Origin of the sequence: Spirillospora sp. NPDC048823 (genome assembly GCF_043198445.1) — a bacterium.
In the GTDB taxonomy this organism is placed as follows: domain Bacteria; phylum Actinomycetota; class Actinomycetes; order Streptosporangiales; family Streptosporangiaceae; genus Spirillospora.
In genome coordinates, this window is sequence record NZ_JBICUT010000023.1 from 33,940 (window position 1) to 45,346 (window position 11,407).

At 69.1% G+C, this 11,407-nt stretch carries 13 protein-coding genes; 5 read left to right on the plus strand and 8 right to left on the minus strand.

Annotated features, from left to right (window positions below; translation table 11 throughout):
• Positions 1-2 precede the first annotated feature (2 nt).
• Both ACGFK0_RS35060 and ACGFK0_RS35065 read right to left on the minus strand, forming a co-directional pair.
• Entirely contained in the window at positions 3-1,169 is a 1,167-nt protein-coding gene (locus ACGFK0_RS35060) for an NAD-dependent epimerase/dehydratase family protein (RefSeq protein ID WP_392912815.1), read from the minus strand.
• A 287-nt stretch (positions 1,170-1,456) separates the two neighbouring features.
• Positions 1,457-1,717, minus strand: coding sequence for a hypothetical protein (locus tag ACGFK0_RS35065; RefSeq protein ID WP_392912816.1), 261 nt, complete (start codon positions 1,715-1,717; stop codon positions 1,457-1,459).
• 213 nt (positions 1,718-1,930) lie between these two features.
• Between ACGFK0_RS35065 and ACGFK0_RS35070 the strand changes: the two genes are divergently transcribed.
• From ACGFK0_RS35070 to ACGFK0_RS35080, 3 genes are all read left to right on the plus strand, one after another.
• Positions 1,931-2,404 (plus strand): DUF5994 family protein, encoded by a 474-nt coding sequence (locus ACGFK0_RS35070; protein ID WP_392912817.1) that lies wholly within the window; start codon positions 1,931-1,933, stop codon positions 2,402-2,404.
• A gap of 131 nt (positions 2,405-2,535) precedes the next feature.
• Positions 2,536-3,681 carry an NDMA-dependent alcohol dehydrogenase gene (locus tag ACGFK0_RS35075; RefSeq protein ID WP_392912818.1) on the plus strand — a complete coding sequence of 382 codons (1,146 nt, stop codon included), beginning with the start codon at positions 2,536-2,538 and terminating at the stop codon, positions 3,679-3,681.
• A gap of 184 nt (positions 3,682-3,865) precedes the next feature.
• On the plus strand, positions 3,866-5,119 hold the full coding sequence (locus ACGFK0_RS35080; RefSeq protein ID WP_392912819.1) for a hypothetical protein: 1,254 nt from the start codon (positions 3,866-3,868) through the stop codon (positions 5,117-5,119).
• 73 nt (positions 5,120-5,192) lie between these two features.
• Here the strand turns inward: ACGFK0_RS35080 and ACGFK0_RS35085 are convergent, their stop codons facing one another.
• On the minus strand, positions 5,193-6,194 hold the full coding sequence (locus ACGFK0_RS35085; RefSeq protein ID WP_392912893.1) for a glycoside hydrolase family 11 protein: 1,002 nt from the start codon (positions 6,192-6,194) through the stop codon (positions 5,193-5,195).
• A gap of 481 nt (positions 6,195-6,675) precedes the next feature.
• Positions 6,676-6,951, minus strand: a complete 276-nt coding sequence (locus ACGFK0_RS35090) for a hypothetical protein (protein WP_392912820.1) — start codon at positions 6,949-6,951, stop codon at positions 6,676-6,678.
• 136 nt (positions 6,952-7,087) lie between these two features.
• On the opposite strand from ACGFK0_RS35090, the gene ACGFK0_RS35095 reads away from it, so the two are divergent.
• Positions 7,088-7,582, plus strand: coding sequence for a hypothetical protein (locus tag ACGFK0_RS35095; RefSeq protein ID WP_392912821.1), 495 nt, complete (start codon positions 7,088-7,090; stop codon positions 7,580-7,582).
• A gap of 27 nt (positions 7,583-7,609) precedes the next feature.
• Here the strand turns inward: ACGFK0_RS35095 and ACGFK0_RS35100 are convergent, their stop codons facing one another.
• Genes ACGFK0_RS35100 through ACGFK0_RS35115 form a run of 4 tightly spaced genes read right to left on the minus strand, consistent with a single transcriptional unit; the run spans position 7,610 to position 10,389 of the window.
• Entirely contained in the window at positions 7,610-8,071 is a 462-nt protein-coding gene (locus ACGFK0_RS35100; RefSeq protein ID WP_392912822.1) for a pyridoxamine 5'-phosphate oxidase family protein, read from the minus strand.
• Positions 8,068-8,313 (minus strand): non-oxidative hydroxyarylic acid decarboxylases subunit D, encoded by a 246-nt coding sequence (locus tag ACGFK0_RS35105; protein ID WP_392912823.1) that lies wholly within the window; start codon positions 8,311-8,313, stop codon positions 8,068-8,070. The genes ACGFK0_RS35100 and ACGFK0_RS35105 overlap by 4 nt, the downstream gene beginning before the upstream one ends.
• Positions 8,314-8,342: 29 nt before the next feature.
• Positions 8,343-9,767, minus strand: a complete 1,425-nt coding sequence (locus ACGFK0_RS35110) for a non-oxidative hydroxyarylic acid decarboxylases subunit C (protein ID WP_392912824.1) — start codon at positions 9,765-9,767, stop codon at positions 8,343-8,345.
• Between the two features lie 16 nt (positions 9,768-9,783).
• Positions 9,784-10,389 (minus strand): UbiX family flavin prenyltransferase, encoded by a 606-nt coding sequence (locus ACGFK0_RS35115; RefSeq protein ID WP_392912825.1) that lies wholly within the window; start codon positions 10,387-10,389, stop codon positions 9,784-9,786.
• Positions 10,390-10,487: 98 nt separating this feature from the next.
• Here ACGFK0_RS35115 and ACGFK0_RS35120 point away from each other — a divergent pair, with 98 nt between their 5' ends.
• Positions 10,488-11,387: a helix-turn-helix domain-containing protein gene (locus ACGFK0_RS35120; RefSeq protein WP_392912826.1), complete on the plus strand. Its 900-nt coding sequence runs from the start codon at positions 10,488-10,490 to the stop codon at positions 11,385-11,387.
• Positions 11,388-11,407 lie beyond the last annotated feature (20 nt).

Genomic DNA, 11,407 nt, shown 5'->3' on the forward strand with positions numbered 1-11,407 from the left:
TGTCACGTTTCCTGAACGGGTCCGGCCTGCTCACGCCAGTTGACCTTGGGACGCAGCGCCTCGGGCTTCACCCGGGCCGCGTACCGCTTGGCGACGTCGAACAGCGAAGTGATCAGGGTATCGGACAGCAGGTGCGGGGACAGGCCGAGATCGAGCAGCCGGGTGTGCACCACGTTGTAGTAGTGCTCCTCGCGCTCGACGCGGGGGTTGTCGAGGTGGTCGATCTGGACGTCGCCGGGGAAGCAGCGGGCGACGGTGTCGGCCATCTCCTGGACGGACGCCGCCTCGGTCATCTGGTTGAACACCCGGAACTCGCCGCGCTCGGCGGGGTTCTCGCAGGCCAGCTGGACGCACCGGACGGTGTCGCGGATGTCGATGATCCCGCGGCGCTGCCCGCCGCTGCCGTACACCGTCAGCGGGTGCCCGAGGACGGCCTGGATGACGAACCGGTTGAGCACCGTGCCGAAGACGGCGTCGTAGTCGAATCGCGTCGCGAGCCGGTCGTCCAGCATCGTCTCGGGGGTCGCCTGCCCGTAGACCACGCCCTGGTTGAGGTCGGTGGCCCGCAGCCCCCAGATCCGGCAGGTGAACTCGATGTTGTGGCTGTCGTGGACCTTCGACAGGTGGTAGAACGACCCGGGCCGCTTGGGGTACAGGACCCGGTCGCGGCGGCCCTTGTGCTCGACCTCCAGCCAGCCCTCTTCGATGTCGATCTCGGGTGTGCCGTACTCGCCCATCGTGCCGAGCTTGACGAGATGGATGTCGGGGTCGACCTCCCCGATCGCGTACAGCAGGTTCAGCGTGCCGACGACGTTGTTGACCTGCGTGTACACGGCGTGCTTGCGGTCGATCATCGAGTACGGCGCCGCGCGCTGCTCCGCGAAGTGCACCACGGCCTCCGGGCGGAACTCGCGCAGCATCCCGTAGGTGAACTCCGCGTCCGTCAGGTCGCCGACGTACACGCCGATCGATTCACCGGTCAGCTCGCGCCACGCCTCGACCCGCGTCTGCAGCGACTCGATGGGCACCAGGCTCTCGACGCCGAGCTCGAAGTCGTACTGCCGCCGGACGAAGTTGTCGGCGACGGCGACCTGGTGACCGCACTGCGACAGATGCAGGGCGGTCGGCCAGCCGAGATATCCATCGCCGCCGAGGACTAGAACACGCATGTACCTCTCCTGTAATTACCTCAAGCCACGGCGGGCCGGACGAGACCGCGATCGCGTCCACCCCCCTGCGGGACGTGGCGAGGTGGGCCGATCGTCTCCCCACACCGACACCACTGGACCGTGCGTAACCACCATGCCGACAAGACTTCCCGGCTCATCTGGCCGACACCCTATCGACCATGTCGAACTTGCGGCCATCGTGCGCGGCCGCGTCGCGTCGAAGCCGTAACGCGCCGACGGCCCCGGCAGTTCCCCGCGCGTCGCCCAGGCTCCGCCGCACTACGGGGTCAGCGGCGCCGCCACAGTTCCGGCGACCGGGTGCGTCCGCGGAGCCGGCCGGTCCCGAAGACCAGGACGAGCAGGAACGTTCCGGCCGCCAGGGTGGCCATGGCCATGATCACCGCCATGGGCGGGGTCGTCGTCGCCCAGAACACCGTGAAGACGATGAGCGCGACCGCGATGATCGACACGGGCCCGGTGAGACTCATCCGGGACGCCCGGATGGGGTGGTCTCCGTCGACGTGGCGGGTGCGGTCCGGGAGCGGCATGGCGTCCCCCTTCGGGGGCGAGCCGGCGTGGCGGGTCAGCCGCGGGCGGGATGCCGTCGTTGCCGGATATCCGGAGTCTACGCGTTCGGATTCACGTGTCCGTTGCGTAAGCTGGCGGTTGCCGAGGGCATTCCGCGCGCGGGCCGTCTTGCCGGCGCCGTCCCCGGCGGTTCACGACCCGGTACCGCATGGACCGAGAATGAGGCCCGCTGCATGGCCCGCTCCGCTCAGTTCGCCACCACGCCCGCCACGGCCGCGCTTCCCGATGACGAGACGGTGCCGCCACGGTTGCGCCTGGCACCGGGTGGCCGGGGACGCGGCATCATCGACGGCGGCTGGTGGCCGCGATCCCGCGCCGCCGTCCACGAGCTCACCGCGCTGGTGACCGCCCTCGCGGAGCCCTCGGACGAGATCACCCGCGTGAACGTCGACTTCGACGACTGGGACGACGTGCCCCTCCGCATCACCGCCCTCGGACGCGAGGTCAGGGTCGGCTGGCTGGCCAACCTCGACCACATGATCGCGGTCACCCGCGGCCACGCGGACCCGACCCTGCTGCTGGTCGTCCCGCCGGGGGCGAGGCCGTCGTCCGCAGAGGCCGCCCTGGCCAGGTCCGTCGTGGAGACGGAAGGCGTGATGCCGCAGGAGATCCTCGCCTCCTGCGACATCTCCACCGCCCGAAACTGAGTCCGCGGGCGGCCTCACCTGCCGAAACCGGATCGGGCCGGGGTGGATCGATACCCGTTCACCCCTAGCTTCCCGAATCAAGTTCTAGTATCTAAGAAGCACAACCGGCTCCAGTCCATCAGGAGGCATCAGTGGAGACTCGAGCAGCGATCCTGTGGGAACCGCACACCGACTGGAGCATCGAGGACATCGAGCTCGATGATCCCAAGGCGGGCGAGGTCAAGATCAAGCTCGCCGCGTCCGGCCTGTGTCATTCTGACGAGCATGTGGTCACCGGGGACATGGTGCTCAGCGAGGAGATCGCGGCACTGCTGGGCGCGGAGCAGTTCCCGCTCATCGGCGGCCACGAGGGCGCCGGCGAGGTCGTCGCGGTCGGCCCCGGCGTCACCAACCTGCAGGAGGGCGACCACGTCGTTCTGTCGTTCGTCCCTGCCTGCGGCCGCTGCCCCTCGTGCGCCATGGGCCGCCAGCACCTCTGCGACATGGGCGCGGTGCTGCTGGCCGGACGGCAGATCAGCGACATGACCGCCCGGCACCACTCCAAGAGCGGCAAGGACCTCGGCACCATGTGCTGCACCGGCACGTTCGCGCCGTACACCGTGGTCAACGAGGCGTCCGCCGTCAAGATCGACGACTGGATCCCGCTCGACAAGGCCGCGCTGGTCGGCTGCGGCGTGACCACCGGCTGGGGCGCGGCCGTCAACGTGGCCAAGGTGCAGGCGGGCGAGAGCGTCGTGGTGATCGGCCTCGGCGGCATCGGCATGAACGCCGTGCAGGGAGCGGCCATGGCCGGCGCCCGCCACGTCATCGCCGTCGACCCGGTCGACTGGAAGCGGGAGAAGGCGACCGAGTTCGGCGCCACCCACTCCGCCGCGTCCATGGAGGAGGCCGCCGCCAAGGTCATGGAGCTCACCTGGGGCGCCAACGCCGACAAGGCCCTCCTCACGACCGGCGTCGCCACCGGCGACCTCATCAACCCGATGATGAGCATGGTCGCCAAGGGCGGCCGCGGCGTCGTCGTCGCGGTCGCGCCGATCCTCCAGGAGGACGTCAAGCTCAACCTGTTCGACCTGGCGATGCAGCGCAAGGAACTGGTCGGCTGCATCTTCGGCAACGCCAACCCGCGCCGCGACATCCCGCGCCTGCTGCGCCTCTACGACGAGGGCAAGCTCAAGCTGGACGAACTGGTCACCAACACCTACACCCTCGACCAGGTCAACCAGGGCTACCAGGACATGCGGGACGGCAAGAACATCCGCGGAATGATCAAGTACTGACCCGTTCCGGGACGTCCGGTCCGCGCAGCGGCGCGGGCCGGGCGTGACCCGCCGGAACGCCGGGCGGCGCGCCCTCCGTGACCTCACCCACATGTTGATCAAGGTGAGTGTGTCACCACGCCATGTGGCGGGCGTCACAGGACTCCTCGACCATGACGGGCACCACCCCGTCCGAGGAGTCCACATGCGTCTGAAAATCAGACAGGGGATCTGGGCCGCGATCGCGGCCGTGGCCCTGGCGACCACCTCGCTGTCCATCGTCCACGCCGCCGTCCCACCGCCGACCCGCGCCCCGCTCGCCAAGTACGACATCAGCGGCACCTACGTCAGCGGGGTGTCGTCCGGCGGGTTCATGGCCAACCAGCTCCACGTCGCCTACTCGTCGGTGTTCCAGGGAGCCGGCATCTTCTCCGCCGGCGCCTACGACTGCGCGCAGAACAGCCTGAGCACCGCGCTCAACGCGTGCATGGCGACCTACCTGCCCCGCAAGACCCCCGCCCAGCTCGAACAACTGACCCGCGACCGCGCCGCGGCCGGCACCGTCGACCCCGTGGAGAACCTGCCGGGCGACCCGGTGTGGCTGTACCACGGCACGTCCGACACCACCGTCGCCGAGCCGGTCAACGACGACCTGGCCACCTACTACCGCGACCTGGGCGCCGACGTCGCCTACGACCACGACTCCCCCGCGGGGCACGCCTGGATCAGCCCGATCGGCCCCGGCGCCTGCTCGGTCACCCAGTCGCCCTGGATCAACGACTGCGGCGGCGACGCCGTCGGGGACATGCTGACCCACCTGTACGGCGCGGTGCAGCCCGCCGCCTCGTCCCTGACCGGACGGCTGCTCCAGTTCGACCAGAACGCCTACGTCCCCGGCGGCGACGCCACCTCCATCAGCATGGGCGACGAAGGGTTCGCCTACGTCCCGCAGGCCTGCGAGCAGGCGTCCTGCACGCTGATGGTCGCACTGCACGGCTGCTACCAGTACTACGGCAACATCGGCGACACCTTCATGGACAAGGCCTACCTCAACGAGTACGCCGACACCAACGCCATGATCGTCCTGTATCCGCAGGCCACCGCGTCCGGGACGAGCAACCCCCGCGGCTGCTGGGACTGGTGGGGCTACCAGTCCGCCCAGTACCCGCTCAAGACCGGCCCGCAGATGACGGCCGTCGTCAACATGGTCAGAGCCATGAGCGACGGCGCCACCACCCCGCCCACCACGCCTCCCACCACACCCCCGACCACACCGCCCACCACGCCTCCCGCGGAGTGTGTGACCGCGTCCAACTACGCCCACACCACCGCCGGGAGAGCCCACCACTCCATGGGCTACGCCTACGCCAACGGTTCCGACCAGAACCTGGGGCTGTGGAACGTCTTCACCACCAGCACCATCAAGGAGACCGGCACCGGCTACTGGGTCAAGTGCTGACCTCCTGAAGCCCTGCCGGGCAGCGCTGTGGCGCGGCGGTCACGAGCCGCCGCGCCACAGGTGCGTGCCGGGGTCAGCCCGTGCTGCAGGAGACCGTCGGCCACGTCCAGTTGCCGTTGTGCTGGATGGTCACGCCGAAGTTGTTGCCGCTGCCGTTCGGCCTGGCCGTCAGCACCTGGGCGCTGGGCCAGCTGGCGTCGATGTTCCAGGTGGCGATCGTCTTGGCGGGGGACGGGACGTTCATCGTCACGGTCCAGTTGCTGGACCCGGACACCGAGACGTTGAGGTTGTAGCGGTCGCTCCACTGCTCACCGGCGGACAGGGTCGCGGTGCAGCCGTTGTTGCCGCCACCCCCACCGCCGCCGCCTCCGCCGCCGCCACCGCCGCCGCCGGAGGTGCCGCCCACGGTGATGTTGGAGCTCCCGCTGCTCTGGTAGCCCTCCGTCGCGAGGATCATGTAGTCGTGGTTGCCCAGGTTCATTCCATGACTGGCCCAGGCGTCGAAGTGGTTTCCGGACGTGATGGTGCCGCCCGTGCGCCTCGACTGCCGGACGCTCCAGAACTGCGGGAAGGTCGCGGTGCCCTCGATGGACGGCTGGTTGTACCGCATCGTCTTGTAGATGTCGTACGTACCGCCGTCGCTGGTGACCGTGCCCATGTAGTCCCCGGTGGGCCGGTAGCTGCCCCAGTTGTCGACGACGTAGTACTCCACGAGCGGGCTCCTCGTCCACCCGTAGAGGGTCAGGTACGAGTTGCCGGACGGGTTGAAGCTGCCCGAGTAGTTCACGGTCCGGCGTCCACCGGTGCTCCATCCCTTGCCGGCGACGAAGTTCCCGGTGTTGCTCCACGAGGTGCTGTAGTTGCCGCCGGACCCCAGTTCCATGGAGACCGTGCCCTGGCTGTCGGTCCAGAACGAGTAGAAGTAGCCGTCGTGGTTGCCGGTCTGGTTGGTGGTCACGGCCGCGTTGGCGACACCGGGCAGGGCCGCGACCATCACGACGGCGGAGGCGGCGCCGATGAACGCCCTGAGCCGGCCGCGTCCGCGGCTCCTCGGTCGGGCGGGGGCGGCGCTCATGCGCGCGGGTTTCGGATGCGTGATGCTCATGTGCGTTCTTCCTCCTCGTGAACGCTGGCGGGGGTGGCCAGGCAGCGCGACATGACCCGGCGAGGCCGCCGATGGCCGGACGGCAGCCGCCGCGGCGTCCTGCTGCGTGGCGGGTTTCGAGGGTGGAGGCGGGGGTGGGGTGGGGTGGCGGGGGTTGGCCGGTCATCGTGCGCCCGACGACCGGGGGACTGTCACGGGCGCCTGGCCCGCATCGACAGGGGACTAGGTCTGTCGATGGCGACAGTGTTGGACCGGCCCGGTAGACGTGTCAACACTTTTCGAAAAATTTCGATGACCCTAATTCATCATGGAAAGCATTGACCCTGCTCAGGGCCTACAACTGCTCGACCGCTCTCGAACTTGTCCATTGAGGACTCGATCGGGTGATCACGTTCCACACCGATGTACCGAAAGTTTCGACCGCCCTTGCTCCCGAGGCGACGGTCGTCGTTCACATGGTGTGGCGGTACCAGCCGCCGTCGGATCCGGTGGTCAGCCACGAGCGGTCTCCGAGGGGGACGATGTCCTCCCTGGTGATGAACTCGGAGGGGAGGGGGCCGAGTACCCGCCCGGTCCGGGTGTCGACCAGGTGGTTCCGGTGGAAGTCCAGATCCATGGGCTCGTCGGAGTCGTCCGGGGCGGTGCGCTCGCCGTGAACGGAGACGATCGCGGTGTCGGCGTCGGGGGACGCCGCATGGCCGTGCGGTTCGCCCTCGGCGGGGAACACCGCCGCCCGTTCGAGGAGGCCCCCGTTGACGACCGGCCGGGAAAGGTCGTAGGCGACAACGTGGTTGTGCGTAGCCTTTGTCAGGATGCGGCGATTCTCGGCCGTGGGCAGGTAGGTTAGCCGACTGCCCGCCGGGGTGACCGAGGTGTTCCGCCTGTTCTACCGGCTGGGCGGCAACTACATCTGCTTCAAGCAGCCCGATGAGATCCGCGGTCCGCACGAATGGGCGTTGCGGAGGTCCAATGAGCATTGCCCGCTGGGCGATCCCCTGGAGATCGGCCATGAACGTTACGGAATTCCGCCGGACGTCCTCGAAAGAATCGACGGCGGCGCCCCCATTCGCCTGGACCTCAGCAATGCTAGCGTCTACTACGTCGACCCGGACGACTACATCTTCTTTTACAAGAATGTTGAGATAGAGCAGATTGACAGCGAGGATTTCGCGGACGACATCGTGGCGTTCTTCAACCACCACGTTCTCGGCGAAGGCTATCCCCGGCTCGTCGAGGCCGTCCTGGGCAAGGGTGCCGCCACGGAGCATGACAGGCGCGGTCGGCACAAGGACAACTGGATGAGGCTCCTCTCAGCGAGCGGGCTTCTCACCGGCGGCGAATCCGGGGCCGCCGGGTAGGGCGCCGGGCGGAGCGGTCCGCGCCGTTCATCGCGGATCGGGGGCGGGCCATTCGGTCGTGTGGCCGAAGCCCTGGGAGTTGTCGATCAGGCGGAGCCGGGTCGGGCGGATTCGCCAGTGGCCGGCCGCCGCGAGGGCGCGGGCCAGGCGGTCGTCGACCGCCACGAAGGGAAAGCGCGCGGTGTAGGTCGTGCGGGCGTCGGCGAGTTCGGCGCCTTCCAAGTGGTGGCAGACGCCGCGGCCCTGCACGCCGCGCAGCGTCTGCCAGGTCTGGCGGTCGTCCTGGACGGTGAAGGCCACCGGAGTGCCGTCCGGGTCGGCGGCCAGGACGCGGCCGTGCCGGGTCGTGCGGGAACTGACGAACACCAGGGAGCCGTCGGCGGCGGGGGCGTAGAAGACGGCGCAGACCCGCGGGCCGCCGTCCTCGGCGACGTAGGCGAGGTTGAGGACGGTGCATGCGGCCAGCGCCTCCTCGAACGCGCCGGTCACGGGACGTTCTTCAGCGGCGGGACCGGCGGGAACTCGGGGGCGGAGGCGACGTCCTCGGCGGTCATCCTGAAGCTCTCGGGGTAGCACTCGCGCCGGGTGCGGCGGTCCGGCTCGGTGGTGCGCCAGCAGTACAGGCACAGGCGGCACTGAAGCACGTCCCACATTCCGGGGACGGGCGAGGTGAACAGCCGGTCGATCGTCTCGTGTGCGCAACGCGGGCAACTCGGGGTCGTGGTGGTCATCGCAGGACCTTCTTTGTGTCGGGGGGGGGTCAGCGGCGGGCGGCCAGTTCACGCAGGCGGACGAGCCATTCGGCGGCCTCGGGGAGGTCGCGGACCTGGTTGCCGTAGTTGCCGCGGACGTCGGGGGCGACCGGGGTGGTGGCGTCCATGACGAGTTTGTCGGTGATGCCCGGCGTCGTGGCCTGCGGTGCGAGCCCCAGGACGGGCATGTTGGGGATCTGGACCAGGTCTCCCGCCGGGTTCATCTTGGTGGACACCGCCCACATGACCTGCGGCAGGTCGAACGGGTCCACGTCCTCGTCCACGACGATGACCGTGGTGGCGTATCCCAGGCCGTGCGGCGTGCTGAGCACGCGCAGGCCGACGGCCTTGGCGAAGCCGCCGTAGCGCTTGGCGGTGGAGACGATGACGACCAGGCCGTGGGTGTACATGGCGTTGACCGCCCGCACCTCGGGAAACTCGGCTTTGAGCTGCTGGTACAGCGGAACGGAGGTGTTGGCCGCGATCATGTGGTCGATCTCCGTCCACGGCATGCCGAGATACAGGTGCTCGAAGATCGGGCCGGTGCGGTGGGAGATTCGGTCGATCCGGATGACGGGCATGTTGCGTCCCCCCGAGTAGTGCCCGGTGAACTCGCCGAACGGCCCCTCGATCTCGCGTACGCGTCCTTCGATGACGCCCTCGATCACCACTTCGGCTCCCCACGGCACCGGCAGGCCGGTCAGCGGCGCCGCGGCGATCGGGGCGGGCGCGCCGCGCAGGGCGCCGGCCAGCTCGTACTCGTTCTCGTCGTAGCGCATCGGGGTGGACGCCGCGATGGAGACGACGGGGTCGTTGCCGATGGTGATGGCGACCGGCAGGTCCTCGCCGGCCTCCTCGGCCTTGCGCAGGTGCTGGGCGATGTCGTGCATCGGGACCGGCTGAAGTGCGAGCCTGCGCGTGCCCTTGACCTCGATGCGGTAGACGCCGACGTTCTGCTTGCCGCTGTCGTCGGGGTCCTCGGGGTCCTTGGAGACGACCGAGGCCTTGTCCACGTAGAAGCCGCCGTCGCCGTCGTTGAGGCGGATCAGCGGGAGCACCTTGAAGATGTCCGCGTCGTCGCCGTCCATGGAGTTCTCGGCCCACGGCGGGTCATCGCGCCATTCGGGCGCGACGGGGAACCTTTCCCAGCGGCGGCTGAACTCGTTCACCTGTTCCTTGACGCGGGTTTCCTTGGGCAGTTCCAGCGCGAGCGCGTGGTTGGCCCAGGAGCCGTGGACGTTCATGGCGATACGGGCGTCGGTGAATCCCGCGATGTCGTCGAAGAAGAGGGCGGGGGCGTCGTCGCCCATCCGGGACGCGGCGTTGGCCGCGGCGGCGACGTCGGGCTCGGGCATGACCTGGTCGGTGATGCGCAGCAGTTGCCCCTCCCGGTCGAGGGTTTCCAGAAAACTCCGGAGATCGTCGTAGGGCACGGTTACTCCTCAGTGGTCAGACGGTCTGGCTGAGCCCGCGAGCGGCCCGCCGCCCGCGGGCTGCCTGCATGCCCTCCCAGCGGCGCGCGGGAACGGGCAGGTCGAACTGGTCCAGGACCCTGGCCGCGATGTGGTCGACGATGTCGTCGGCCGTCACCGGCTGGTTGTAGAAGGCGGGCATGGGCGGCACCACCTGCGCACCCATGCGAGCCAGGGCGAGCATGTTCTCCAGGTGGATCTCGCTGAGCGGCGTCTCACGGGGGACCAGCACGAGCCTGCGCCGCTCCTTGAGCACCACGTCCGCGGCGCGGGCGAGCAGTCCCTCGGCGTATCCGGCGCGGATCGCCGCCAGGGTCTTCATGGAGCACGGCGCGATGACCATCCCGTCGGTGCGGAATGAGCCGGAGGAGATGACCGCGCCCTGGTCGTCCGGTGCGTACGTCTCGTCGGCGAGGGCCGCGACCTGCCGCACCGACAGCCCGGTCTCCAGTTCGATGGTGGCCCTCGCCCAGCGGGACAGCACCAGGTGCGTCTCGACGTCCGGGAGCCGGGCGAGGTTCTCCAGAATGCGGATGCCCAGGACGGCGCCCGTCGCACCCGTCATTCCGACGATCAGCCGCATGGCGGTCAACTCCCTGAGATGTCGGTCACCCTTTTCCATCGCCGTTGATCACGCTATGGCCGGCGCCGATAATTTCTGGAATAGATCAAGGACAGCTGATGAAGAAAAACGGACAACCTCGGCGCACGGAGGTTCCGCACATCCCTTACCGGCCCGCCGCCGGCGCTCCGCCCGGCGTGGAGGTGATGGACTTCGCCCGGCTCGTCGAGCGCGCCCGCGGCCACGGGGTCGACATCTACGCTCCCAGGCGACCGGAATTCCATGAATTCATCGCCGTGCACGCAGGGGCGGTCCGTTGCTCTGCCGACTTCCTCGAACACCGCGTTCCCGCCGGGGGCTGGTTCTGGATGCGCCCCGGCCAGATCCACCGGTACATCAGCGACCTCACTGAGACCGAGGGGACGGTGGTCGTGTTCGCTCCGGAATTCCTTGACGCCGCGACCCGCGACGCCGTCGGACTCGACTGGCGCGTCCCGCAGCGTCCCGTGACGCCCGAAGGCACGCAGAAAGGGGCCTTGGACTCCACCCTCAGCCTCCTCAGGACCGAGCATGAGCGGCTCGCCGAACTCCCGCTGGAAGCCCACATCGACGTCATGCGGCATCTGCTCGCCGTCATCCTGCTGCGGCTGACCCACCTGAACGGCGGCCCCGGCGACCGGGCCGCGGGCCACGAGGTCTTCCTGCGCTTCCAGGAGGCCGTCGACCAGGACCTCGCCACCAGCCACCGGGTCGCGGACTACGCCGCCCGGCTCGGCTACAGCGTGCGCACCCTCACCCGCGCGACCCGCGCCGCGGCGGGATGCGGCGCCAAACGCTTCATCGACGACCAGATCCTGCTGGAGGCCAAACGCCTGCTGTCCCACACCGACCTGCCCCCGTCCGGGATCGGCGAACGTCTCGGCTTCGCCTACTCGACGGCGTTCAGCGCGTTCTTCCAGCAACGCACGGGCATGACCCCCACGGCGTTCCGCGCCGCGGCCCGCGGCACCGCCCCCTGAGACGTTCCACCGCGCCGGTC